Raw genomic sequence first — 24,717 nt, forward strand, 5'->3', positions numbered from 1 at the left:
GGGGTCAGGCCGACACGAAGGACGGCGCCGAGAGAGGCACGGAGGCGGTCGCCCCGACGGCGCGGAGCACGAACGCCTCGGTCTGCTCGATCGCCCGCTCGCGCTCGGGCCCCTCGGAGGGCACGCCGCGCCCCGACAGGCAGGCGTTGACCAGGGGAACCGTGACGTCCAGGTCCTGCGCGGGGAACGCGCCGGACTCGATGCCGGCCGCGAGGATCCGGCGCAGGATCTGCTCGACCACCATCACGTGCTCCCGGACGCGCTGCTGGGTGCCGCGGGACAGGACCGACCGCAGCTCCGGCCCGGGGGCCAGGTGGTAGACGCGGGTCAGCGCGGCCTGCTGGCGGACGTAGGTCTGGAGCTGCTCGGTCGGGTCCTCGATGTCGTCGAGCGAGCGCTGGAGCGTGGCCGCGTACTGCTCGGTCTCGTGCGTGATGAACCCGAGCAGGAGGGACTCCTTGTCGGGGAAGTGGTTGTAGACAGCCGTGCGACCGACGCCGGCGGCGGACGCGATCTCCGCCAGCGTGATGGCGTCGAACCCCTGCTCGGCCATGAGTGCCGAGAGCGCCGCGAAGAGCTTCTGGCGCGTCTGTTCCCGGTGCTCGTGCAGGGAGCCGCCGATGATCTTGGGCATCGTGACATCATCGCACGTTCTGTCACCAAAAGCGCACGGGCCGATCGAGCGGGATCTTCGTACACTGCCTACAGCGCGGGGGCCGGTCGGCCGCCGCGCGCGTGCACGATCTCGACGACGACGTCGAGGGGAGACCGATGACGGACCTCACCGACACCGCTCGTCTGCGCGCTGCCCACGAGCGGTTCGTCACCACCGGCCGCGCCCCTGACAGGACCGTCCGGACCCTGGTCGCCGACTCGTGGCGCCGGAGCCTGCGCAGCGGGGTCGACCCGGAGGTGCAGAACGCGCCGGTCGACATGGCCGGGAACGTCCTCGACGGGTACCGGAACGGGCTGCCGCTCGCGGTCGCGATGCCCGTGGTCCGCGACCTCCTCGTGGCCCCGGGATCCGACGCCGGCTGGGTCACGGCGCTGACCGACGACGTCGGCCGGCTCCTGTGGGTCGAGGGCGACCGCGCCCTGCGCCGCCGGGTCGAGGGGGTCGGGTTCGTCGAGGGGGCCGTCTGGCGCGAGGACTGCGCCGGCACCAACGCCCCCGGCACCGCGCTCGCCACGGACCGGCCGGTGCAGGTGGTGGGCAGCGAGCACTACGCGCGCAAGGTCCAGCCGTGGAACTGCGCGGCCGCCCCGGTGCACTCCCCGACCGGCCAGGTGCTCGGGGTGCTCGACGTGACCGGGGGACCGGCGGTGGCGTCGGCACTCGTGATGTCCCTGGTCAGAGCGACGGTCGCGGCGGTCGAGGCCGAGCTCGCACGTGTCGTGGCCCGCCCGTTCCTCGCCGGGCGGTCCGCGCCGACCCCGTCGCGGCTGCGGGTGCTCGGCACCCCGCTCCTGCACGTGGCCGGCTCGGACGTCCGCCTCAGCCTGCGGCACGCCGAGATCCTCCTGCTGCTCGCGCGCCACCCGGCGGGCCTGTCCGCCGACGAGCTCGCCGTGCTGCTCAGCGAGCACGAGCTCTCCGACGTGACCGTCCGCGCCGAGGTGTCGCGGCTGCGGCGGCTCGTCGGCCCCCTGCTCAGCGAGTCCCGGCCCTACCGGCTGACCGGCCCGCTGCGCACCGACGCGGACCGGGTCCAGGAGCTGCTCGCCGCCGGCGACCCCGACTCGGCACTGGCCTCCTACCCCGGTCCGGTGCTGCCCCGGTCGGTCGCACCGGGCATCGAGCGGATCCGTGAGGAGCTCTCGGCCGACCTGCGCGCCGCGGTGCTGGCCAGTCCGCTGCCGGGCGTCGTCAGCCGGTGGGTCGCGTCCGACGAGGGCGCCGACGACTGGCAGGCGTGGGAGCGTCTGGCGTGGCTGGCGCCGAAGGGCTCCCCGGTGCACGTGCGCGCCGCGGGCCGCCTCGACCTGCTGGGCCGCCGGCTGGACCCGCCCCCGGCCCGCCGGACCTGACGTCCGCTGCCCGTCCGCCGCCCCCGTCCGCCGCTGCCCGAGAACAACCTGGGTCGCGTTCTGCGGGCCACTGGCGCGACCCAGGTTGTTCTCGCGCCCGCGAGCCCCGGCTGCAACCCTCCTGCAACCTCGGCCGACCTAGCGTCCGACTCGGACGCGGCAACGGTGCCGCGGCCAGGAACTGCCAGGAGGCGCGATGACCGTCTACGCAGCACCCGGGACGCCCGGGAGCATCGCCACGTACCGCGACCGCTACGACCACTGGATCGGCGGCGAGTTCGTCGCCCCGGCGGCCGGCCGCTACTTCGAGAACCCGAGCCCCGTGACCGGCAGGACGTTCTGCGAGGTCGCCCGGGGGGACGCCGACGACATCGAGCGGGCGCTCGATGCGGCCCACGGCGCGGCGCGCAGCTGGGGCAAGACGTCCCCGACCGAGCGCGCGGTGATCCTCAACAAGATCGCCGACCGCATGGAGCAGAACCTCGAGATGCTCGCCGTCGCGGAGTCGTGGGAGAACGGCAAGCCGGTGCGCGAGACCCTCGCGTGCGACATCCCGCTGGCGATCGACCACTTCCGGTACTTCGCGGGGGCGATCCGGGCGCAGGAGGGGTCGATCTCGCAGCTCGACGAGGACACCGTGGCGTACCACTTCCACGAGCCGCTCGGCGTGGTCGGGCAGATCATCCCGTGGAACTTCCCGATCCTCATGGCCACGTGGAAGCTGGCGCCGGCGCTCGCGGCGGGCAACTGCGTGGTGCTCAAGCCGGCCGAGCAGACGCCCGCGTCGATCCTGCTGCTCATGGACCTCGTCGGGGACCTCATCCCGGCAGGTGTGCTCAACATCGTCAACGGGTTCGGGGTCGAGGCCGGCAAGCCGCTGGCGTCGTCGCCGCGGATCCGCAAGATCGCGTTCACCGGCGAGACGACGACCGGCCGGCTGATCATGCAGTACGCGTCGCAGAACATCATCCCGGTGACCCTGGAGCTGGGCGGCAAGAGCCCGAACCTGTTCTTCGAGGACGTCGCGCGCGCGAACGACGAGTTCTACGACAAGGCGCTCGAGGGCTTCGGCATGTTCGCGCTCAACCAGGGCGAGGTCTGCACGTGCCCGTCGAGGGCGCTGATCCAGGAGTCGATCTACGACGGCTTCCTGGCCGACGCCATCGCGCGCACCGAGGCGATCGTGCAGGGCAACCCGCTGGACACCGAGACGATGATCGGCGCGCAGGCGTCCAACGACCAGCTCGAGAAGATCCTCAGCTACATCGACATCGGCAAGGCCGAGGGCGCCAAGGTGCTCACAGGCGGAGGGCGCAGGCACCTGGACGGCGACCTCGCCGACGGCTACTACGTGCAGCCGACGATCTTCGAGGGCAAGAACTCGATGCGGATCTTCCAGGAGGAGATCTTCGGGCCGGTGGTCGCGGTGACGAGCTTCTCCGACTACTCCGACGCCATCCACATGGCCAACGACACCCTGTACGGCCTGGGTGCCGGCGTGTGGACCCGGGAGGCGAACATCGCCTACCGCGCGGGCCGGGACATCCAGGCGGGCCGCGTCTGGACCAACTGCTACCACGCGTACCCGGCGGCGGCCGCGTTCGGCGGCTACAAGGGCTCGGGCGTCGGACGCGAGAACCACAAGATGATGCTCGACCACTACCAGCAGACCAAGAACCTGCTGGTGTCGTACTCGGGCGCCAAGCTCGGCTTCTTCTGACAGGTCCGGTGCGTCGGGCGTGGGCCGGCGGGGAGCCCACGCCCGACGAGAGGGAGGGTCGATGACCATGGCGGACCGGGTTGATCTCACCGACGCCGCGGCGAGACTGCTGCGGCAGCTGCGCGCGCAGCACGGTGAGCTGATGTTCCACCAGTCGGGGGGCTGCTGCGACGGGTCGTCGCCGATGTGCTTCGCGCAGGGGGACTTCCTGACCGGCGACGCCGACGCCTACCTCGGCGACCTCGCGCTCGGGGACGGCGGCGCGGTGCCGTTCTGGATGAGCAAGGCGCAGTACGAGTACTGGAAGCACACGCACCTCACGGTCGACGTGGTTCCGGGCCGCGGGGCCGGGTTCTCGCTGGAGGCACCCGAGGGGGTCCGGTTCATGATCCGGTCGCGGCTGCTCACCGACGAGGAGGTGGGGGACCTGCGCGCCGCGGGGGTGCTCTGAGCTGGCGGGAACTCGATGGTCGGTGGCGGACGATCCGGCGGTCCGTCGTCTAGCGTGCCGTGCATGAGCAACGAGGAGATCCAGCCGGACACCAAGGACTGGACGTGGGTGCTGTCGCAGCGCTGCCCCGAGTGCGGGTTCACCGCGACCGACGTCGACGGGCCGGCCATCGGCGGCACCGTCCGGGACCTCACGCCGCGATGGGTGTCCGCCCTGCACCGCCCCGACGCCCGCGTGCGGCCGGCGCCGACCACGTGGTCGACCCTCGAGTACGGCGCGCACGTGCGGGACGTCCTGCGGATCTTCGACGGCCGTCTCGAGCTGCTGCTCACGCAGGACGACCCGCTGTTCGAGAACTGGGACCAGGACGCCACGGCGCTCGCGGACCGGTACGACCTCCAGGACCCGCTCGTGGTGGCCGACGAGCTGGCGGACGCGGCCGAGGTGGTCGCCGACCGGTTCGACTCGGTGGCCGACCCGCAGTGGGACCGGGCGGGCCGACGCTCGAACGGGTCGGAGTTCACCGTGCTGACCCTCGGCCAGTACTTCCTGCACGACGTCGTCCACCACCTCCACGACGTCCACGGGTGACGGGAGCGTTGGTCCGGAGTGCAGCGGAGGGTGGGGGCGCGCCAGCGCACCCGCCCGCAGCGGAACGCAGGAGCAGAGCGACCTGGAGTTTTGTCCACAACGTCCGTCCACAGACGTGAGCAACAACGTTTAAGTTGTGGATAACCCGGTGACCAGCGCAGACTCGCCGAGCAGGCGCGCCGGGACGTAACACGCCCGCATCACAACCTGTGTACCGTCCGGCCGCATGATCCTGCCGCTGGTCGTCCTCCCGAGGGAGCTCGACGGCCGCCACGTCCTCGTCGTGCCGCGCGGCGCCGACGTCGTCGCGATGGCCACCGCGTGGTTCCCCGACGCGGCATGGAGCCGCGAGCCGGTGACCGCCGCGCAGGCCTCGGCGAGCGCGCGACCCATGACCGGCGCGCGGTTCCGGGGCATCGTCGCCGACGTGGCCGAGCCGACGCCGGGCCTGCTGCGGCTGGACGGAGCCGCCTCGCTCGAGGGTCCGACGCCCGCCGGCCCCGCGGACGCGCAGGCCGCCGGTCTGTCACCCCAGGACGTCGACCTGTACGCCCTCGTGCCCGCCGACCCGCGCGCGTCGCTCGACCTGGTCTACGGCTGGATGTCCGCGGCCGCCCGCCGTGCCGCCGGCAGCATCGTCCCGGCGGAGCGCACCCAGGTCGTCGTGCCCGATCCCGGCTCCGCGATCGACCTGACCCTCTGGTCGCCCATCCCGTTGTCCGCGCAGGACGCGCTCCCCCTCGTGCGGCCGGCGATGACCGGCGCGCGGGTAGGCCCCACCGACGTCCCGCGCCCGCAGCAGGCCGAGGGCAGCTCCGGCCCGCCGACGTTCTCCGTGACCGCGACGTTCGAGTACGACGGCGCGATCACCGTGAAGACCGGCCGCTCCAGCGAGGTCCCCGTGGCGCTGTCCCGGCTGGACTGGCGGGAGTTCGGGCCCTGGTCGTACCACGTCAGCTGGCAGCCGCCCGAGCCGGCCGAGCTGCGCAACGAGCACCCGTCGCAGCTGCATCTGATCGCCCGGTCGCGGGTGCAGCCGTCGATCGCGCGCGTCGCGGCCGCCCTGTGGCGGGCCGTCGGCGGGACGGTCGTGGACAACGGCGGGTTCGTCGTGTCGCCCGACGAGCTGCGGGACCGGGCGACCGCGCGACGCTAGGTCAGAGGTACGGCTCCGCGCCGGACGGGACCAGGTCGACGGACACGGTCAGGCGCGAGCCGGAGCCCTCGGTGAAGATGACCCCGCGCAGCGGCGGCACGTCGTCGTAGTCGCGGCCCCAGCCGAGCAGCACGTACCGGTCGTCCACCAGCTGGTCGTTGGTGGGGTCGACCTCCACCCAGCCGGCGCCGGGGACCCACGCCGACACCCACGCGTGCGAGGCGTCGGCGCCCCGGAGCTTCTCCCGCCCGGGGGCCGGACGCGTCTCGATGTAGCCGCTGGAGTACCGGGCGGGCAGCCCGTGCAGGCGCAGCGCGGCGATCATCAGGTGCGCGAAGTCCTGGCAGACCCCGGCCTTCTGCGCGAGCAGCTGCGCCTGCGTCGTGTGCACCGTGGTGGAGCCGGAGCGGTACGCGATCTCCGTGCGGATCCGGTGCGCCAGCTCGACCAGCACCTCGACCACCGGCCGGTCCGTCTCGAACGTCGGGGCGGCCCAGTCGCGCACCTCGTCGGCGAAGGCCACGTGCGGGGACGGCAGCATGGCCTCGCGCAGGTCGACGATGCTCGGGTCCAGGCGACCGACCTCGCCGGTCGCGACGCGACGCGCGACCTCGTGCCACCCGACGGTCGGCAGCGCCGCGGGGTCGGGGGCGTGCCGGGTGACCTCGATGGTGGAGCGCGCGGTGACGACCAGCCGGGTGTGGGGCGTCGTGACCCCGAAGTAGGTGGTCCGGTTACCCCAGTAGTCCACGTGCGCGGCGGTGTCGGAGGGCGACGGCTCGATCTCGACGGTCGTCGACAGGCAGGCCTGCCCGGGCACGTCCCGCGGGGTCATCGTCGTGCGTCCGTAGGAGTCGGTCACCACGTTGGCGTAGGTGTACGTGGTGCGGTGCACCAGGTCGTAGGTGCGGGTCACTCGCCACCACCGTCCCGGGCGTCCCACGGGTCCTCGAGCGCGCGGCTCGGGGCCAGCCGGACGAAGTGCACGCGTTCGATCTCGTCGGCCGCCGCGTGCAGCCGCCAGAGCATCGACTCGAGGGCCTCCGCCAGCCGCGCGCGCCGCCCGTCCTCGGTGACCGCGCCGGCGATCGCCACGGGGTCCACCTCGGCCAGCAGGTCGACGACGTCGGACAGCAGGTGGTCGCGCTGGTCGGGTGCGCGGCCGGCCAGGGGGACCAGCGCGAGCGACTCCTGGAGCCGGTCCAGCTGGTAGGCCAGCGAGCGGGGGTTGGTGGGGTCGAGGAGGAGCAGCTCGAGCACCTCCGCCAGGCCTGCGCCGGTCTGGTGGCGACGCCGGAAGGTGATGGCCGACTCGTGCGCCAGCAGCACCGACTCGCGGACCACCGAGTCCACGTCGGCGGGCCGCTGCTGCACCACGGTGGCCAGCAGGCTCTCCACCAGGTGCTGCGCGCGCTCGATGCGCCGACCGGCGTCGAGGAACTGCCAGCCGACGTCCCGCACCAGCCCCTCGGCCGTGATGCCGGCGATGGCGAGCAGGCCTTCCAGCACCTTGTCGAGCACGGGTCGCAGCCCGGCCGTCGCCGCGTTCCCGCTGACCACCCCGAGGTCGAGCGAGTCCGTGCCGGGCGTGCGGCCGCGGGTCTTGTTGCGCTCGTCGCGCAGCGCACGCTCGATGCGGGCGAGCGGTCCGAACGTGTCGGTCGAGAGCTGGTCGCGGACCGCGGCGGCCGACGCGGCCAGGCGGCGGACCGAGCGGGCGACCGTGCCGGACGTCTGGGGATCCAGCACCAGGTCCCGGAACGCGGGCGTCGACTGCTCGGTGGACGTCAGCGACGAGAGGAGCACCGCGAGCGCGCGCCCGCCCGCCGAGCCCGGACGCTGGTGGAAGTCGTCCCAGCGGTCGACGACCACGCGCATCACCCGGCTGGCGTCCTCCGCGCGCTCGGCGTAGCGGCCCATCCAGTACAGGTTCTCCGCGGTGCGCGGGGAGATGCCCGTGGCCGGACCGCGAGGGACCGGCACCTCGCTCGCCGACGACTCGTCGGACGGCACCCACGGCTCCAGCGGCGCGTCCGGCTGCGTGGAGAGCACCCACACGTCCTTGGCGGCGGCGCCGAGGGCCGACGAGACGACGTGCCCGGACGCGACGCGCGCCAGCCCGCCGGCCATCACGGTGTACGTCGCGCGGTGCGCCACCGCGTAGGTCCGCAGGACGGCCGCGCGCGGTCCGAGGTCGGCCGGGCCGATGCCCTCGGCGGAGGGGAGGTCGCTGCCGACGCCGACGGGCGCGCCGTCGATCGTCGGACCGGCCGGACCCACCGGCTCCTGGCCGACCCACAGCCACGGCTCGGCGCTGATCCGGGCGGCCAGCTGCTCGCGCTCCCGGTGGCTCAGGGTCCAGCCGAGGATCGTGCCCACATCGGTGCCGCGGACCGTGGGCAGGATGACCAGCTGGTCCAGGCGCGTCAGCACGTGCTGCAGGGACCGCGGCTCGCCGCACCACCACGTGGGGGCCGACGGCAGCGCGAGGTCCTGGTCCAGCACCGCGTTGGCCAGCCGCGGGAGGTAGGTGAGCAGGGCCGGGTTCTCCAGCACCGAGCTGCCCAGCGGGTTGACCACGCTGACGGTTCCGGCACGCACCGCCCGGACCAGCCCGGGGACGCCCAGCCGTGACCCCTGCCGCAGGTCCAGCGGGTCGCACCACTCGGCGTCGACGCGCCGCAGGACCACGTCGACCGGCTCCAGGCCCTCGACACCGCGCATCCACACGCGGCCGTCGCGGACCAGCAGGTCCGACCCCTCGACCAGCGGCAGGCCGAGCATGGAGGCCAGGTACGCCTGGTCGAACGCGGTCTCGCTGGACGGTCCGGACGTCAGCAGGACCACCCGCGGCTGCTCGGCGTGACCGGGGGCGACGGCCCGCAGCGCCAGCCGCAGCGCGCGGAAGAACGGCCCGAGCCGTTGGATCGACGCCTGCCGGTAGACCCCCGAGAGCACCTGCGCCACGATGCGCCGGTCCTCCATCGCGTACCCGACGCCCGAGGGCGCCTGGGTCCGGTCGGCGACCGCGCACCAGGCCCCCGACCCGTCACGCACCAGGTCGGTGGCGGTGAGGACCAGCTCCCGGCCGCCCGGCAGCCGCAGCCCGTCGACCGCGCGCACGAAGCCGGGGTGGCCCAGCACGACCGTCGGGGGCAGCAGCTTGTCGCTGAGCAGCAGCCGGTGGCCGTACGCGTCCTGGAGGATCGCGTCCAGCAGCTCCGCCCGCTGCACCAGTCCCGCGTCGAGGCGGGCCCACTCCGGCTCGTCGACGATGACCGGCAGCGGGTCCAGGTGCCAGGGGTGCTCGCCGTCCTCCTGGTCCGCGCCGTACGTGACGCCGTGGTCGGCGAGCAGCCGCTCGGCCTCGTCGCGGGCGCGCGCCAGGCCCGACGCGGTCGGCACGTCCGCGGGGTCGGGGAGCCAGGACCAGTCGGCACGGTGGTCGACTGCCCCCGGTTCGCCCAGGGGGCGCGGGGAGGAGAGCAGGTCGGTCACACAGAGGAGTGTGTCTTACGACCGTGCCTCCTGCGCAGGTCGGCGCGCAGGTCGGCGCGCTGTGGGTGGCCGGGTGGAGACTCGGTGGCACGATCCGAGCGGAGGAGGCGTCGATGGGCAGGGATGCGGTCACGGGCTGGGTGGAGCGGTACGAGCACGCGTGGCGCACGCAGGACGTGGACGGGCTCGACCGCCTGTTCGCGGAGGACGCGCGGTACCTGCGCTCGCCGTACGACCCCGAGCCGCTCGAGGGGATCGAGGCGATCCGGGGGTTCTGGGTGGACCCCACGCCGTTCACCATGACGTTCGAGGTCATCGCGGCCGACGGCCAGGACGCGGTGGTCCGGGTCGAGGTGCAGTACGGCGGGGACAAGCCGCAGGAGTACAAGGACCTGTGGGTGCTGAAGTTCGGGCCGGACGGACGCGCCGAGCTGTTCGAGGAGTGGGCGTACTGGCCGGAGAAGACCTACTCGGCGGCGGGCGACGCCTGACGGTGCAGCCGTTCACGGTCCGCGTGCCCGGCGAGGTCCTCGACGACCTGCGCGACCGCCTCGTCCGCACCCGCTGGCCACAGACCCTGGAGTCGGCCGGCTGGTCGCGTGGCGTGCCCGCGGACCAGCTGCGCCCACTGGTCGCGGACTGGCACGACGCGTACGACTGGCGTGCGGTCGAGAGGCGGCTGAACGCGGTCGAGCAGGTCCGCACCGAGATCGACGGGCAGACGATCCACGCGCTGCACGCCCGCTCGGCGGACCCGCACGCCCTGCCCCTGGTGCTGACGCACGGCTGGCCCGGCTCGGTCCTCGACTACCTGGACCTGCTGGGCCCGCTGACCGCTCCCGGGCCGGACGCGTTCCACGTGGTGGTCCCGCACCTTCCCGGCGTCGGCTGGTCCACCCCGCTGTCGGCCGAGGGCTGGGACCATCGCCGGATCGCCCGGGCGTGGGCGGTGCTCATGGACTCGCTCGGGTACACCCGGTACGGGGCCGCGGGCGGGGACACGGGGTCGGTGGTCTCGCCGGAGCTCGGCCGCGTGGCGCCCGGTCGCGTCGTCGGCGTGCACGTGCACGGCAACCTGGACGTGCCGCAGATCGGGCCGGACGACCGGCTGACGGCTGCGGAGTCCGAGCGGCTGGCCTGGGCCGACCGCCGTCGCGCGACCGACACCGGCTACGCCGCGCTGCAGTCCACCCGGCCGCACACGATCGGCTACGCCCTGGCCGACTCGCCCGTCGCGCAGCTCGCGTGGATCGTCGACAAGCTGCACGACTGGACCGACCCCGCGATCGACGACCCCGCAGAGGCGATCGGTCGGGACCACGTGCTCGACCTGGCGACGCTCCTGTGGGTCACCGGCACCGGCCCGACGTCCGCCCACCTGTACTACGAGAACCGGGTCGCTCCTCCTGGCACCCGCGTCCGCGACGACGTCCCGTTCGGCCGCGCGCTCTTCCCCACCGACCCCGCCGTCCGGCGCGCCGACGAGCGGGACCACCGGCTCGTGCACTGGACCGAGCACGACCGAGGTGGCCACTTCGCGGCGCTCGAGGCGCCGGACCTGCTCCTCGCCGACCTGCGGGCGTTCTTCCGCCCGCTGCGGTGATCAGTGCAGCAGGCTGACGATCTCCCACGCCCAGGGTTCGGGCTGGAGGGCGATCCGGTCGCGCGCGAGGGCGAACGCTTCCTCGGGCGTCGAGACGACGACGCTGGCGTGGAAGGTGGTCGCGGTGCTGAGCACGCTGTAGAGGGGGCCCAGGGGGTTCCCGTCGTCGTCACACTTGCCGACGGCGACGATGAATGCCTGGTGCATCAGGTCGGGGGTGGTGTCGGTGAGGAGCGTCACACCCTAGTCATCGGCAGGTTGACCCTGGACCTGGAACCCCGAGGGTGGGTGAGCCCGTGAGAAGGTCGTGATCATGCCCGCTGCCATCCGGCCGTTCCACCCGTCCGACCTGCCCGCGCTCTACCGGATCTGCCTGCTCACCGGCGAGGCGGGTCGCGACGCCACGGCGCTCTACCACGATCCTGACCTGCTGGGACACGTCTACGCGGGGCCCTACCCGATCGCCGATCCCGGCCTGACGTTCGTGGTCGTGGACGAGCTCGGCCCGGCGGGCTACATCCTGGCGACAGCGGACACCCAGCGGTTCGAGCAGTGGCTCGAGCGGGCCTGGTGGCCGACGCTGCGGGCGCGCTACCCGCTGTCCGAGGACCCGCACGACGGCACCGAGGACCACGTGCTCGTCGGCCGGATCCACGAGTGGACGGCCGCCGACGAGTCGCTGGCGGACCGGTTCCCCGCCCACATGCACATCGACCTGCTCCCCCGCGCGCAGGGCCAGGGCCTGGGGCGCCGGCTCGTCGAGACGCTCTCGGCGGCGCTGCGCGAGCGCGGGGTGCCCGGGCTGCACCTCGGCGTCGACAGCCGGAACGAGGGCGCGATCGCGTTCTACTCGCGCGTCGGGTTCACGGAGGCGCAGCGGCACGGCTGGGGCAGGACGCTCACGCTCGACCTGACCTGAGCGCTCAGTCCGGGCGCCCGTCGCGGTGCAGGGCGAGCACGCGACCGACGTCCTCGACCGTGACGCCCGGCAGGTCGAGGACGTGCCGCAGCTGCGTGAGCGCATCGACCCGCTCGGGAGCCTTCCGCGGGGTCAGGAACAGGTTGGCCAGGTAGCCGGTGAACGTCCCGAAGATGCCGACACCGACCACGATGATGATCGCGCCGACGATCCGGCCGGCGGTCGTCACGGGGAACTGGTCGCCGTAGCCGACGGTCGAGATGGTGACGACGGTGTACCAGAGGGCGTCCGACGCGGTCGTGATGTTGGCGTCCGGGGCGTCGACCTCGACGCGCAGGATCGTGAGGCTGCCGAACTGGAGCACGAGGATGCCCGTGAGCAGGAGCGTGAACAGCGCGCTGCCTGCTCGGTCCCGCACGAGGGTCCGCAGGACGGAGCGGCCGCCGACGCCCCGCATGAGCCGGAAGACGCGGACCAGGCGGAAGATGCGCAGGAACTTGAGCTGGGCCAGCGGCAGGCTGGCGAGCAGGTCGGCCCAGCCGAAGTGCCGGAAGAAGTAGTCCTTGCGCGAGGGTGCGGTGGTGAGCCGGTAGGTGAAGTCGATGAGGAAGACGCCGCTGAAGATCGCGTTCATCGCCAGCAGGACGTTCTGCAGGTCACCGTCGCCCCGGGCCACCGCGACGAGGACCAGGTTGAAGATCGACAGCAGCGACAGCGCGCCGATGAAGATCTCGTACCCGATGTTCTTCAGCTCGCTGCGCTGCGCGCTCACGCGACGAGTGTGGCACCCGGCCTGGCCCCGACCGGTACCCCGCACTCCGTGTCGCACCACCTTCCCGTCATGGCGCTCGTGTGACGGGCGTCAAAGACTGCTTGACTCCGGAGGGCACGAGGGGGCACTCTGGTCATGACGTCGCAGGGCCGGTCTCCAGGAGGGTGGGGACCGGCCCTGCGCGACGTGGTTGCCCACCGGTACCCCTCAGTTCGAGGGGGCCCCGGCCGATCAGAGCAGGTGCCCGCGTGTGCAACGTCGCCAGCGACGCACCTGCGGTGCGCTCGGGCGCCACTGTCACGTCAGGAGCCCTCCCGTGTCCGTCTCGACCCGACTCTCCCGCGCCTCGATCCGCGTCAAGATCCTGGGACTGGTCGCCGTGTTCGCCATCGCGTCGAGCGCACTGGGCGCCTTCGCCGTCGTGCAGGTGCAGAACATCAAGGGTGACGCGACCGAGATGGCTGCCACCCAGTCCACCGTCGGGACATCGCTCGCGGCACTCAAGGACGCGCTGTGGACCGTGCGGATGTTCATCCCGCTGGTGATGGCGTACGAGGGAGAGGGCAAGCAGGCGCAGTTCGACAAGCTGCAGGACGCCTACGCGTCGATGGACACGGCGTCCAGCGACTTCGCGGCGGCGTACCAGGGAGTGCACGGCGGCGACCTCCCGGCCAACTGGGACGAGTTCACGACCTCGTGGGCGAACTACCGCGCCATGGTGGACGGTGACCTCATGGCGGCCGCGATGGCCGACGACCGGCCGCTGTTCGCCGAGGTGCGCGCCGGCGGCGCTGCCGACCTGGGTGCCGCGATGATCGCCAGCCTGACCGAGGTCGATGCTCAGGTCACCGAGTCGATGGACGCGATCACCGACCGGGTCGAGGCCGAGGCGTCGGCCTCGACGAGGTGGACCGTGGCGATCCTGCTCGTCGGCGTCCTGCTCGCGTCTCTGCTCGGCGTCCTGCTCGCCGGGTCGATCCGGCGCGCCGTGGTGGACGTCAAGCGTGCCGTCGACGCGATGGCGACCGGCGACCTCACCGTCGCGGCGACGCCCCGCTCCGGCGACGAGATCGGCCAGATGGCGGCGGCGCTCGGCGTCACCCAGGCCGCGCTCCGGGCCGTGATCTCCAAGGTCATCGAGATGTCGCACACCGTGGCCGCCGCCGCCGAGGAGCTGTCCGCAGCCAACGGCGAGGTCGCCGCCGGCTCGGAGGAGACCAGCGTCCAGGCCGGCGTCGTGGCCGCCGCCTCGGAGCAGGTGTCCCGGAACGTGCAGACCGTCGCCGCGGGGGCGGAGCAGATGGACGCCTCCATCCGGGAGATCGCGCAGAACGCCAACGACGCCGCCCGGGTCGCGGAGCGCGCCACGGGCGTCGTCGCGAGCACCAGTGCGACGGTCGGCAAGCTCGGCACCAGCTCGCTGGAGATCGGCAACGTGGTCAAGGCGATCGCGTCGATCGCGGAGCAGACCAACCTGCTGGCTCTGAACGCGACCATCGAGGCCGCTCGGGCGGGGGAGTCGGGCAAGGGGTTCGCCGTCGTCGCCGGCGAGGTCAAGGAGCTCGCGCGGGAGACCGCCCAGGCGACCGAGGAGATCACCCGTCAGGTCGAGGCGATCCAGGCCGACACCGGTGGAGCGGTCGACGCGATCGGGGAGATCTCCGCGATCATCGCGTCGATCAACGACTACCAGACGACGATCGCCGCGGCGGTCGAGGAGCAGACCGCGACCACCAAGGAGATGTCCCGCTCGGTCGCGGAGGCCGCCACCGGCTCCGGGGAGATCGCCGTCAACATCTCCGGTGTGGCGTCCGGCGCGGCATCCTCGTCCCAGACGCTGGTGCAGATGGCGTCCTCCGTGGGTGAGCTCGCGCGGCTGTCCGCCGACCTGCGGGCGGAGCTGGCGGCGTTCACGTACTGAGCGGCGGAACCGCCGACCGACGGCGCGGGTGACCCCGGGGCGATGGGGTCACCCGCGCCGAGGATCAGGCAGGGACCGACAGGCCTTGCAGCCACGCCTGCCAGGCGGGCTCCTCGCTCCGCACGTAGTCCGCCGCGTCGGCCGAGAACAGGTACGCCCGGACTCCCGCCGTCGCGGTGCCGTCGCCCATGCCCCACGAGTAGACGCTGAGCATCCCGGGCACCGGCGCAGTCAGCCGGATCAGCGTCTGTCGCTCGCCGACCCGCTCGACCGTGCCGGTGGCGCCGCGCACGTCGACCGTCGCGCCCTCGTCTCCCAGGCCGAGCGACGTGCGCAGGGCCGACCAGAGGGCCTCCGGGTCTCCGGGGTGGGTGGCGGCGGCCTCCAGATGGGTGGCTTCCTGGCCCGGGAAGTGCGCCAGGTAGAGGCGCAGGTTGTCGAAGAACGGCATCCAGCCGGGAGCGAGCGTGTCCCACCACTCCTGCTCCCAGTCCGCACCGATGCCGAAGCCGCTGCTGGTGACGCGCACGACGCAGGTGCCGCCGGACTTCGCCTCGACCACGAACTCGGACGTCAGCGGGCTGAGGGACTCCGGGTCCTTGCCCATCAGGGCGGCCCAGTCCTCCTCGTAGACGAGGCGGCGCGGCGGCTCCCAGCCGGTGACCTGGCCGGTCGAGTCCATCTCGGGGCCCATGACGAAGCGCAGGGAGCCACCTTCGTGCTCCTCCAGCTCGGTCGGCCCGAACCACGCGCTCATGCCCTTGGCGGTGGCGATGGCGTCCCAGACCTGCTCGGGGGTGCCGGGGACCTCGACGCTGAACTCCAGGCGGTACGGGACGTTGGTGATCGTGCTCACGGGTTCATCTCCTCTGGGACGGGGTGGGCGGCGACGACGAGCCGGTGCAGGCGCCCGTCGTCGTGGTGGTAGCGCGCGGCCAGGTCGAGCACCGCGGCGGTCAGGTCGTCCGCGAACGCAGCCCGGTCGGCGGCCGACCGGAAGCCGATCTGCGTGTCGATGGTCAGCGTCGGCAGGCGTCCGCCGGAGGTGCCGGCCCGGCGTGCCAGGGCGCCGACCTCGCGCACCAGCCGGCCGGCCAGCGCGACGAGGTACCCCGCCGACAGGTGGTCGGCGTTGGCGTCGGGGTCGGCCGCGGACACGCTCACGGCCGCCGGCGACACGACGTACGACGTCGCCGACGCCTGGAGCACCCGCTCGGTGATGCCCCCGTGCCGACGCTCCTCCGACAGCTCGACCAGACCGTGCGCCTCGAGCGACTTGAGGTAGTAGTTGACCTTCTGGCGCGTGATGCCGACCCGGGCGGCGAGCCCGGCGGCGGAGGCGGGCACGGCCAGCTCGCTGAGCAGCCGGGCCCGCACCGGATCCAGCGCGGCGGCGGCTGCCTCCGCGCTCTCGATGACCTCGACGTCCTGCATGAGCATCACGATGCCCTTGACGAGAAAACTTGTCAAGGGTCCCGCGCGACCCGGTGCAGGCCGTGCACGATTGGTCCGAACCCGCCCTGGCCGACGGCGGCCGGTGTGGAACGATCGCCGGATGGCGCACACCGGGACGAACTGGTCATCGTGGTCGTTGGGGCTCGGAGCTGTGCTGTGCCTGGCCGCGTGCTCGAACGCGGATCCCACCGAGGAGTCACCGTCCGCCCCGCCCGCGACAGAGTCGGCCGAGAGCGCTCCGCCGAAGGCCGAGGAGAGTGCGGCACCTGACGCCGAGAGCAGTGTCTCCGGCGCGGACCTGTGCGAGTACCTCGCCGGCCAGCTGCCCCAGCTGCGGGAGATCGGCTCGGAGGTGGGGGCGATGGCCAACGTGACCGTGAACCTCTACAGCTGGTACGAGGGTCAGGGCGCGGTGCCCGACGGCACCGAGATCGACACCCTGATCGCGCAGGAGTGCCCCGAGGTCGGCGCTGAGGTGCTCACGCTCGCCGGGATCGAGAGCTTCGCGACGCTCTAACGGCGCCGACACCTCCGACGCAGGCCCTGACCTGCAGACACATGGAGCGGGTGACGAGAATCGAACTCGCGCTATCAGCTTGGGAAGCTGAAGTTCTGCCACTGAACTACACCCGCGTGGACCGTCGTGATCGGTCCGCCAGGAATCATACCCGGACCGGTCACGACAGCGAACTCAGCTGCGCAGCGTCATCGTGAACCCGCCGCAGCGCTCCTCGCCGGGCTCCAGGACGAAGACGCCGGTGCCCGGGACGCCCGCGGCGTGCAGCGAGAACCCGTTGTTCACGTTGGTCACCGGCTCCACCGCGAAGTACGGCCGCTTGCGGGGCGCGTACAGGACCAGGTGCGCGTAGACGGGGTCGGCGTGCAGGTCGACGCTCACGCCGAGGTCCTGGTAGCTGATCCGCACGGGCGCGCCGGGCTCCCACGCGGTGAGCACGTCGTCGACGAACGTCGAGGTCAGCGGGCGGGCCACCCGGAAGTCGGCGCGCTGCGGCAGGGCGCCGGCGGGGCCGGACGCGAGGGCGTTGACCAGCGAGTACCCCTGATGCGCGGGGACCTCGAGCACGGGCTGCCCCGGAGTCGGGGGCGCCGAGGTGCCCACCGGCGACAGCGTGCGCTGGAAGTACGGGTGGTGCCCGAACCCGGCGGGGAACGGCTCGCGGTCGACGTTGCGCACCGACGTCCCGACGACGAGCTTGTCGCCGGCCAGCGCGTAGGTGATCTGCGCGCGGAACTGCCACGGGAAGTTCACGCCGACCAGGCCGGTGGTGTCGAGCTCGAGGACCACGCGCGTCTCGGTGCGGTCGGTCGCCGTCCAGGCGGAGTGCCGGGCGGCGCCGTGGATGGCCGTGCCGTCAGCCCCGTTGCGCTGGAGCTGCCAGGTGCGGTCGCCGAACGGCAGCACGCCGTCCCGGATGCGGTTGGACCACGGGACCATCGGGAAGCTGGAGCACTTCTCGGGCTCGCCCAGCACCGTCCGCCGGGTCGGGCGCAGCAGGTCGCGCCAGACCCCGTCCGAGGTGCGGATCCGCCCGCCGGCGAGGGACGCACCCGTCGCCGGCAGCACGTCGAGCTCCCAGGTCCCGTTGCGGAGGGTGACCATCCGCTCCGCGACGACGGACGGAAGCGCTTCGATCTCCTGGACAGCCGTCATCACAGCATCCCGTCAGCGCCCCGCGGGGTCAGACGGTGACCTCGACGCGGACGACCGAGCCTTCGGCGGCGTACGGGACGAGGTTGCCCTCGACCGGGGTGCCGTCGACCGTCAGGGTGCCGCGAGCACCCTCGACGCCGGAGTTGGTCACGTGGATCTCGTACGTGGCGCCGCGGGCGACGCGCGTCACGGTGAACGAGGGGACGTCCGGGCCGATTTGCGGGTCGACGACGAGGCCGTCGTAGTCCGGACGCACGCCGAGCAGGTACTGGGACACCGCGACGAAGTTCCACGCCGCCGTGCCGGTCAGCCAGGAGTTCTTGGCCTCGCCGGCGCGCGACGCCTGCTTGCCCGCGATCATCTGCGCGTACACGTACGGCTCGAGCTTGTGGACGTCGGAGATGTCCTCGCGGTACGCCGGGGTGATCCGCTTGTAGTAGTCGAACGCCTTGGCGCCGCGGCCCACCACGGTCTCGCCGATGATCACCCAGGGGTTGTTGTGGCAGAAGATGCCACCGTTCTCCTTGTACCCGGGCGGGTAGGTGGAGACCTCGCCGAGCTCGATCTGGTACGTCGTGTACGCGGGGTACTGGAGCACCAGGCCGTGCGGGGTGCCCAGCATCTCGCCGACGGAGTCGAGGGCCTTGATGGCCGGGGAGTCGGTCGATGTGCCGTCGACGCCGATGCCCGCCATCACGGCGAAGCCCTGCGGCTCGATCCAGATCTTGCCCTCGGGCTTGGCGTCGGTGCCCACGGGGTTTCCGTAGAAGTCGTACGCGCGCAGGAACCACTCGCCGTCCCAGCCGTGCTCGAGCACGGCCTCGCGGACCTCGTCGACCACCTTGCGGGCCTGCGACGCGACCTCGGGGAGGCCGCGGCGCGACGCCAGCTCGGCGAACTCGGCGCCGTAGAGGACGAACTGCGCGGCGATGAACACCGACTCGGCGTGGCCGCCGGCCTGGTTCTCCGTCGTCTGGAACGACTCGCCGGGGGTCGTCGAGAAGCAGTTGAGGTTGAGGCAGTCGTTCCAGTCCGCGCGGCCGATGAGCGGCAGGCCGTGCGGGCCGCGGTTGTCGACCGTGAACTGGAACGAGCGGACCAGGTGCTCGAACAGCGGCACCTCGGAGCCGGGCGCGTTGTCGAACGGCACGGGCTCGTCGAGGATCCCGACGTCGCCGGTCTCCTTGATGTACGCGGCCACGCCGGCGATGAGCCACAGCGGGTCGTCGTTGAAGCCAGAGCCGATGTCGTTGTTCCCGCGCTTCGTCAGCGGCTGGTACTGGTGGTACGCCGAGCCGTCCTCGAACTGCGTCGACGCGATGTCGATGATGCGCTCGCGGGCACGCTCGGGGATGAGGTGCACGAAGCCCAGCAGGTCCTGGTTGGAGTCGCGGAAGCCCATCCCGCGGCCGATGCCGGTCTCGAAGAACGACGCCGAGCGCGACATGTTGAACGTGACCATGCACTGGTACTGGTTCCAGATGTTGACCATCCGGTCCAGCTTCTCGTCGTCGGACTTCACCGAGTACGTGGACAGCAGGCCGGTCCAGTGCGCGCGGAGCTGCTCGAAGGCGGCGTCGGTCTGCTCGGTCGTCGCGAAGCGGCCCAGCAGCGCGTGCGCGGGCTCCTTGTTGATGACCTGGTGGGCGTCGTCGGCCCACTTCTGCTCGTCGGGGTTCTCGATGTAGCCGAGCACGTAGGTCAGCGCGCGGGACTCGCCCGGTGCCAGCGTGAGCTCGACCGAGTGCGAGCCGATCGGGTACCAGCCGGACGCCACGGAGTCGGTGGACTTCCCGCTGCGGGGGACCGCTGCCTCACCGAGGCCGTTGTAGGCGCCGACGAACGTGTCGCGGTCGGTGTCGAAGCCGGCCGCGTGCGTGTTCACGCCGTACACGGCGTAGTGGTCGCGGCGCTCGCGGTACTCGGTCTTGTGGAACACCGCGGACCCGTACGGCCCGTCCTGCTCGACCTCGACCTCGCCGATCGACAGGTTCCGCTGGTAGTTGGTCTGGTCGTCCTGCGCGTTCCAGAGGCAGAACTCGACGAACGAGAAGAGGGAGATCGACTTCTCGGCGTCGGACGTGTTGGTGACCGTGACCTTCTGGATCTCGGCGGTCTCGCCGATGGGCACGAAGAACAGGGTCTCGACGGAGATGCCGCGGCGCTCACCCGTGATGCGCGTGTAGCCGAGGCCGTGGCGCGTCTCGAAGTGGTCCAGGTCCGCCTTGACCGGCAGCCACGACGGGGTCCACACGTCGCCGCCGTCGTTCACGTAGAAGTACCGGCCGCCCGCGTCCGCGGGGATGTTGTTGTAGCGGTACCGCGTCAGGCGGCGCATCTTGGCGTCGCGGTAGAACGAGTACCCGCCGGACTGGTGCGAGATGAGCGAGAAGAACTGCTCGGAGCCCAGGTAGTTGATCCACGGATAGGGCGTGTGAGGCGTCTCGATGACGTACTCGCGTGCCTCGTCGTCAAAATGGCCGTACCGCATGGACTTGCCCCTCGAGTGCTCGGCAGTGGCGCCTGCGGCTCCCCGACCTCCCCCCGCACCAGTGCGGGTGGTGCGTCGTGCTTCCGGCGCGATATCAGTGTGCGAGAGCGCTCCCACGCAACTCCCGGACAGGAGCATAGCCGCCCGGATCGCATGGGGGAACGGGCCAGGGGGTCAACGAGGGGGAAATCCTGGTCGGAGCGGCCGCGATCCCGCTCCGGTCCACCGACCGGACCTGCCCGGACCGCGCGGCCAACCGGACTACCGTGGCCCCGTGCTGCTCTCCGACCGCGACATCAAGGCCGAGCTCGAGTCGGGCCGCGTGGCCCTCGACCCCTACGAGCCGGCCATGCTCCAGCCGTCGAGCATCGACGTGCGCCTCGACCGGTACTTCCGGCTGTTCGACAACCACAAGTACCCGTTCATCGACCCCGCGGCCGACCAGCCGGAGCTCACGCGGCTGGTCGAGGTCGGCGCCGGCGAGTCGTTCGTCCTGCACCCCGGCGAGTTCGTCCTCGGCTCGACGTACGAGGCGGTGACCCTGCCCGACGACATCGCCGCGCGGCTCGAGGGGAAGTCGTCGCTGGGCCGGCTCGGCCTGCTCACGCACTCGACCGCGGGGTTCATCGACCCCGGGTTCTCCGGGCACGTGACCCTGGAGCTGTCGAACGTGGCCACGCTGCCGATCCTGCTGTGGCCCGGCATGAAGATCGGCCAGATGTGCTTCTTCCGGCTGTCGTCGCCGTCCGAGCACCCCTACGGGTCCTCGGAGTACGGCTCGCGGTACCAGGGGCAGCGCGGGCCGACGGCGTCGCGGTCCTGGCAGAACTTCCACCGGACGGACGTCTGAGCGATGGCGAGCCTGCCGCGCATCCAGGCCGGCGACCCCGCGCTGCGCAGCCGGCACCTGCTGGGGCTGCCGGAGGACGTGGGCGCCGACGAGGTCGAGGTGCTGGCGATCAGCCGGTTCGCGCAGGCGCGCTGGGAGGACTCGGACGTGGTCCCGCAGCCGCGCGGGATCATGGGCCCGATGACCGCGGCGCTCGGCATCCGCGCCGTGGGATCGTCGACCACCCCCGCCCGCACGCTGCGGCTGGCCCGGCTGTCCTCGCTCACCGGGCCCTACCGCGTCGAGGCCGAGGACGCCGTGAGCCTGGGCCTGCCGACCACCTCGACGCTGGCGTACGTGCTGGTGGCCCCGCGGGAGCGCGGCGAGAAGCCGTACCCGGGCGGTGACCGCGACGGGCTCAAGCGCGCGTTCCCCGAGGGCATGCCGATCCGCGAGGAGGAGCGCGTCCTCCAGTGGCTCGTGGCCGCGGCGCGACGCCTGGGCGGCTCCGTGCGGATCGGGGAGCACGGCACCGTGCTCACGCCGGACGTGGACAGCGCGATCGACCTGACCGTGCTCTCCGACGCCTGGCTGGAGCCCGCGGAGGCGCTCGCCGTGGTCCAGTCGGTGCAGGCCAGGGCGCGGCTCAGCGAGGCGACCGGCACGTGGACCGGGCCGCAGCGGGGCGCCGGGCGCGACGCGGCCGGGCGGCCGGGGTGGGTGGCCGAGGCCGGCGGTCGCGGGCTGTCCGCGGCGCTGGACCGGTACGGGGTCGACGACGAGGCAGAGCGCCAGCGCCTGATGGACGAGGCGTCGGCGTTCGACGAGCTGATGATCGCGGTGCCGCCCGTGCCCGAGGCGTACGGCGTGCTCGTGGACCTGGGGCACGACGGGATGCTCTCGGTCGAGGCCGGCGTCGAGACGACCCTGCCGCCCCTGATGCGCGACCTGGCGTGGACCCAGGACGGCGTCGTGGCCTACCGCGTGCACTGGGAGCCCCAGTTCATCGAGGAGCTCGAGGCCGAGCGGCCGTCGTTCGAGCACCGCGTGGCCCGGTCCCGCGCCGCTCCGCTGGTGCAGGCCGTCGCCCGCGCGGTCCACGGGGCGATCGGCGGGGAGATCGCCGACGAGGCCGACTTCCTGGTCGACCCCGAGGACGTCTGACCGTGGCTGCCCCGTGACCGGCACCGTGGTCCTGATCACCGGGATCATGGCCGCCGGGAAGTCGACCGTGGCGCAGCTGCTGGCCGAGCGGCTGCCACGGTCCGTGCACGTGCGGGGCGACGTGTTCCGGCGGATGGTCGTCTCGGGACGAGCCGAGGTAGGGACCGACCTGTCGGCGGAGTCGCTCGCGCAGCTGCGGCTGCGCTACCGGTTGGCCGCGATGGTGGCCGACGAGTATGCCGACGCCGGGTTCACCGCGGTCGTCCAGGACATCGCGCTCGGGGACGACCTGCCCTCGTGGGTGGCGATGTTCCGGAACCCGCCGTGGGTGGTCGTGCTGGCGCCGTCCGCATCGACGGTGGCGGCGCGCGAGGCGGGGCGGGGCAAGACCGGCTACGGGGCGTGGACCGTCGAGCAGCTCGACGCCGGACTGCGCGACGGGACGCCGCGGACAGGGCTGTGGCTGGACACGTCCGAGCAGACGCCGGACGAGACCGTCGACGCGATCCTGGCGGGGCTGCCGCTGTGAGCGCGCGGACGAGCGCGGGGATCCTGCTGTTCCGGCGCACCGCCGGGCTCGAGGTGCTGCTGGGGCACATGGGCGGGCCGTTCTGGGCGCGCAAGGACGAGGGCGCGTGGACGATCCCCAAGGGGGAGCCGTCGCCGGGCGAGGACCCGTTCCAGACCGCGTTGCGGGAGTTCGCGGAGGAGCTCGGGGTGGCCGCGCCGTCGTCAGAACCCCTTCCCCTCGGGGACGTGAAGCAGAGCGGCGGCAAGGTGGTGACCGCGTGGGCGCTCGAGGGGGATCTGGACGCGTCCGAGATCGCCAGCAACCTGGTGGAGGTCGCCTGGCCGCCGCGGTCGGGCAAGACGCTCCTGGTCCCCGAGCTGGACCGGGCGGGATGGTTCGCGCCGGACGACGCTCGTCGGCTCGTGGTGAAGGCGCAGGCGGCGTTCGTCGACCGGCTGGAGGAGGCCCTCGGCTCGTAGGGGCCGTCAGGTCAGGTGGTCGAAGTCGCCGTTCACCCAGCCGATGTGGCGGTCCGCGGAGCGGCGGACGACCGCCTTGGCGTCGGACGCGATGACGTTCGCGAAGTTGCCGTAGAGGCGGTCGAACTCCAGGCGGTCGAGGTGGTCGGCGACCCGGCGAGTGACGGCGCCGGACAGCGGCAGGTGGTTCGGGTAGCTGCGCATGAACGCGACCGACTTGCGGTCCGGGTTGGCGAAGACCGTGTCGCCGCTGAGCACGACGCCCAGGCCCGCCGCGCCGGCCGCCCAGTGCGCGATCGCGCTGCCGGGGAAGTGGCCGCCGGGCTGCGACAGGGTGACGCCGGGCAGGACCTCGAGCTCGCCGGACCACGTCTGGATCACGTGGTCCGGCCGGTTGAGCCAGCGGGCGTCGGTCTCGGCGACGAGCACCGGTGCGTGGCCCAGCGCGCGGCTCCACTCCACCTGGATGCCGTACATGTGCGGGTGGCTGGCGACGATCGCGCGGACCGGGCCGAGCGCGAGGATCGCGTGGACGACCTCGTCGTCGAAGAAGCCGATCGGGTCCCACAGCAGGCTGCCGTCGGGGGTGACCAGCAGCTTCGACTGCTGGCCGATGCCGGCGGCCGGGGTGCTGGTGATCGCGTAGAGGTCGAGCTCGAGCTCCTCGAGGTGCGCGCGGTAGCCCTCCGCGCGGAGGTCCTCCAGGGTGGTCCAGCGCTGGCCGGTGGCCGGCACCCACTGGCGCTCGTCGGCGCAGATGGCGCACACGTCGTCCTGCTCGGCGCTCTCCACGGCGCACGTGCCGCAGATCCAGAAGGTCACGCTCGTCACGCTAGCCGCAGGTAGAGGTCCCGCAGAAGGGCGATCTCGGCGCCGTGGTGGACGACCTCCTGGTTCATCCACCAGACGACGTCGAGGAAGACGTCCTCGGCGTCGGAGCCGTTCGGGTACGTGCTGTAGCCGACCGTGTCGAGAGCGGCGTCGTCGGCCCCCAGGAGCGTCGCGCGCCAGGCCGCGAGGGCCGCGGTCAGGTGGTCGATCGCTCCCGCGGCGGTGCCCTGCGGCTCGTCGCCCTGCTCCGTGTGGGTGTGGGTGCCGTCGGTGTGGTCCGCCCGCCCGGCCAGCGTCTTGGTCACGTGGTTGATCCGCCAGCCGATGGAGGTGACCGGCGGCGGCCAGGGGTGCGGGCGGCCGCCGTCGTGACCCCACTCGCCCGACCCGACCAGCCGCGTCGCGCCCAGACCCCCTGGTCCGTCCGCCTGGCGGCGGATCGTCCACGCGCCCGGCACTGGCTCCCACAGGAGCTCGGCGTCGGTGAGCGGTGGGACCTCGACCTGGAGGCCGTCGCCGCTGTCGACTGTCGGTCCGGTCAGTCGGTGCACCAGGCGCTCGCTCGCGAAGTCGTACTCGGCGAGCAGGGGCGCGAGGCGAGGAGGGACGCTCATGCGCCGACCGTG

General features: G+C 72.5%; 25 protein-coding genes and 1 tRNA gene. 14 read left to right on the forward strand and 12 right to left on the reverse strand.

Annotated features, from left to right (window positions below):
• Positions 1-4: 4 nt before the first annotated feature.
• Positions 5-634: a TetR/AcrR family transcriptional regulator gene (locus tag HP550_RS18875; protein WP_175349207.1), complete on the reverse strand. Its 630-nt coding sequence runs from the start codon at positions 632-634 to the stop codon at positions 5-7.
• A 137-nt stretch (positions 635-771) separates the two neighbouring features.
• Between HP550_RS18875 and HP550_RS18880 the strand changes: the two genes are divergently transcribed.
• From HP550_RS18880 to HP550_RS18900, 5 genes are all read left to right on the forward strand, one after another.
• Positions 772-2,028 (forward strand): sigma-54-dependent transcriptional regulator family protein, encoded by a 1,257-nt coding sequence (locus HP550_RS18880; protein ID WP_175349208.1) that lies wholly within the window; start codon positions 772-774, stop codon positions 2,026-2,028.
• Positions 2,029-2,224: 196 nt separating this feature from the next.
• Positions 2,225-3,748, forward strand: a complete 1,524-nt coding sequence (exaC, locus tag HP550_RS18885) for an acetaldehyde dehydrogenase ExaC (protein WP_175349209.1) — start codon at positions 2,225-2,227, stop codon at positions 3,746-3,748.
• Positions 3,749-3,809: 61 nt separating this feature from the next.
• Positions 3,810-4,199: a DUF779 domain-containing protein gene (locus HP550_RS18890; protein ID WP_175349210.1), complete on the forward strand. Its 390-nt coding sequence runs from the start codon at positions 3,810-3,812 to the stop codon at positions 4,197-4,199.
• Positions 4,200-4,262: 63 nt separating this feature from the next.
• Positions 4,263-4,790: a DinB family protein gene (locus HP550_RS18895; protein WP_175349211.1), complete on the forward strand. Its 528-nt coding sequence runs from the start codon at positions 4,263-4,265 to the stop codon at positions 4,788-4,790.
• A 226-nt stretch (positions 4,791-5,016) separates the two neighbouring features.
• The gene (locus HP550_RS18900) at positions 5,017-5,946 is read left to right on the forward strand and encodes a hypothetical protein (RefSeq protein WP_175349212.1); all 930 of its coding nucleotides are present in this window, start codon (positions 5,017-5,019) and stop codon (positions 5,944-5,946) included.
• A gap of 1 nt (position 5,947) precedes the next feature.
• On the opposite strand, the gene HP550_RS18905 is transcribed toward HP550_RS18900, so the two are convergent.
• The gene (locus HP550_RS18905) at positions 5,948-6,862 is read right to left on the reverse strand and encodes a transglutaminase N-terminal domain-containing protein (protein WP_175349213.1); all 915 of its coding nucleotides are present in this window, start codon (positions 6,860-6,862) and stop codon (positions 5,948-5,950) included.
• The gene (locus HP550_RS18910; protein WP_175349214.1) at positions 6,859-9,444 is read right to left on the reverse strand and encodes a circularly permuted type 2 ATP-grasp protein; all 2,586 of its coding nucleotides are present in this window, start codon (positions 9,442-9,444) and stop codon (positions 6,859-6,861) included. Before HP550_RS18910 ends, HP550_RS18905 begins: the two co-directional genes overlap by 4 nt.
• Positions 9,445-9,467: 23 nt before the next feature.
• On the opposite strand from HP550_RS18910, the gene HP550_RS18915 reads away from it, so the two are divergent.
• A complete protein-coding gene (locus HP550_RS18915; protein ID WP_343048267.1) occupies positions 9,468-9,935 on the forward strand; it encodes a nuclear transport factor 2 family protein in 468 nt (155 codons plus the stop codon).
• 2 nt (positions 9,936-9,937) lie between these two features.
• Positions 9,938-11,047 (forward strand): alpha/beta fold hydrolase, encoded by a 1,110-nt coding sequence (locus HP550_RS18920; protein ID WP_175349215.1) that lies wholly within the window; start codon positions 9,938-9,940, stop codon positions 11,045-11,047.
• On the opposite strand, the gene HP550_RS18925 is transcribed toward HP550_RS18920, so the two are convergent.
• Complete coding sequence (locus HP550_RS18925) at positions 11,048-11,287, reverse strand: hypothetical protein (RefSeq protein ID WP_175349216.1); 240 nt, start codon at positions 11,285-11,287, stop codon at positions 11,048-11,050.
• A gap of 73 nt (positions 11,288-11,360) precedes the next feature.
• On the opposite strand from HP550_RS18925, the gene HP550_RS18930 reads away from it, so the two are divergent.
• Complete coding sequence (locus HP550_RS18930; RefSeq protein WP_175349217.1) at positions 11,361-11,966, forward strand: GNAT family N-acetyltransferase; 606 nt, start codon at positions 11,361-11,363, stop codon at positions 11,964-11,966.
• 4 nt (positions 11,967-11,970) lie between these two features.
• On the opposite strand, the gene HP550_RS18935 is transcribed toward HP550_RS18930, so the two are convergent.
• Positions 11,971-12,738, reverse strand: coding sequence for an ion transporter (locus HP550_RS18935; protein ID WP_175349218.1), 768 nt, complete (start codon positions 12,736-12,738; stop codon positions 11,971-11,973).
• A 316-nt stretch (positions 12,739-13,054) separates the two neighbouring features.
• Between HP550_RS18935 and HP550_RS18940 the strand changes: the two genes are divergently transcribed.
• The gene (locus HP550_RS18940) at positions 13,055-14,659 is read left to right on the forward strand and encodes a methyl-accepting chemotaxis protein (protein WP_343048268.1); all 1,605 of its coding nucleotides are present in this window, start codon (positions 13,055-13,057) and stop codon (positions 14,657-14,659) included.
• Between the two features lie 64 nt (positions 14,660-14,723).
• Here HP550_RS18940 and HP550_RS18945 read toward each other — a convergent pair whose 3' ends face one another.
• Together HP550_RS18945 and HP550_RS18950 are read right to left on the reverse strand one after the other, a co-directional pair.
• Positions 14,724-15,515: an SRPBCC domain-containing protein gene (locus HP550_RS18945; protein ID WP_175349219.1), complete on the reverse strand. Its 792-nt coding sequence runs from the start codon at positions 15,513-15,515 to the stop codon at positions 14,724-14,726.
• On the reverse strand, positions 15,512-16,093 hold the full coding sequence (locus tag HP550_RS18950; protein ID WP_175349220.1) for a winged helix-turn-helix domain-containing protein: 582 nt from the start codon (positions 16,091-16,093) through the stop codon (positions 15,512-15,514). Before HP550_RS18950 ends, HP550_RS18945 begins: the two co-directional genes overlap by 4 nt.
• Before the next feature lie 121 nt (positions 16,094-16,214).
• Here HP550_RS18950 and HP550_RS18955 point away from each other — a divergent pair, with 121 nt between their 5' ends.
• Positions 16,215-16,631 carry a hypothetical protein gene (locus HP550_RS18955; protein WP_175349221.1) on the forward strand — a complete coding sequence of 139 codons (417 nt, stop codon included), beginning with the start codon at positions 16,215-16,217 and terminating at the stop codon, positions 16,629-16,631.
• Positions 16,632-16,673: 42 nt separating this feature from the next.
• Here the strand turns inward: HP550_RS18955 and HP550_RS18960 are convergent.
• The 3 genes from HP550_RS18960 to HP550_RS18970 form a co-directional block, all read right to left on the reverse strand.
• Positions 16,674-16,747, reverse strand: a tRNA-Gly gene (locus HP550_RS18960).
• 58 nt (positions 16,748-16,805) lie between these two features.
• On the reverse strand, positions 16,806-17,786 hold the full coding sequence (locus HP550_RS18965) for an aldose epimerase family protein (protein ID WP_175349222.1): 981 nt from the start codon (positions 17,784-17,786) through the stop codon (positions 16,806-16,808).
• A 28-nt stretch (positions 17,787-17,814) separates the two neighbouring features.
• On the reverse strand, positions 17,815-20,277 hold the full coding sequence (locus tag HP550_RS18970; protein WP_175349223.1) for a glycoside hydrolase family 94 protein: 2,463 nt from the start codon (positions 20,275-20,277) through the stop codon (positions 17,815-17,817).
• Between the two features lie 274 nt (positions 20,278-20,551).
• On the opposite strand from HP550_RS18970, the gene dcd reads away from it, so the two are divergent.
• The 4 genes from dcd to HP550_RS18990 are packed head-to-tail and all read left to right on the forward strand — an operon-like array spanning position 20,552 to position 23,260.
• Positions 20,552-21,127 (forward strand): dCTP deaminase, encoded by a 576-nt coding sequence (gene dcd / locus HP550_RS18975; RefSeq protein WP_175349224.1) that lies wholly within the window; start codon positions 20,552-20,554, stop codon positions 21,125-21,127.
• 3 nt (positions 21,128-21,130) lie between these two features.
• Entirely contained in the window at positions 21,131-22,270 is a 1,140-nt protein-coding gene (locus HP550_RS18980; protein WP_175349225.1) for a hypothetical protein, read from the forward strand.
• A 13-nt stretch (positions 22,271-22,283) separates the two neighbouring features.
• Complete coding sequence (locus HP550_RS18985) at positions 22,284-22,799, forward strand: AAA family ATPase (protein ID WP_343048269.1); 516 nt, start codon at positions 22,284-22,286, stop codon at positions 22,797-22,799.
• Positions 22,796-23,260 (forward strand): NUDIX domain-containing protein, encoded by a 465-nt coding sequence (locus tag HP550_RS18990; protein ID WP_175349226.1) that lies wholly within the window; start codon positions 22,796-22,798, stop codon positions 23,258-23,260. Before HP550_RS18985 ends, HP550_RS18990 begins: the two co-directional genes overlap by 4 nt.
• 6 nt (positions 23,261-23,266) lie before the next feature.
• On the opposite strand, the gene HP550_RS18995 is transcribed toward HP550_RS18990, so the two are convergent.
• Together HP550_RS18995 and HP550_RS19000 are read right to left on the reverse strand one after the other, a co-directional pair.
• Positions 23,267-24,082, reverse strand: a complete 816-nt coding sequence (locus HP550_RS18995; RefSeq protein WP_175349227.1) for an MBL fold metallo-hydrolase — start codon at positions 24,080-24,082, stop codon at positions 23,267-23,269.
• A gap of 5 nt (positions 24,083-24,087) precedes the next feature.
• Positions 24,088-24,705, reverse strand: coding sequence for a DinB family protein (locus HP550_RS19000; protein WP_175349228.1), 618 nt, complete (start codon positions 24,703-24,705; stop codon positions 24,088-24,090).
• Positions 24,706-24,717: the final 12 nt, after the last annotated feature.

Origin of the sequence: Cellulomonas humilata (assembly GCF_013359775.1) — a bacterium.
GTDB classification, from domain to species: domain Bacteria; phylum Actinomycetota; class Actinomycetes; order Actinomycetales; family Cellulomonadaceae; genus Cellulomonas; species Cellulomonas humilata.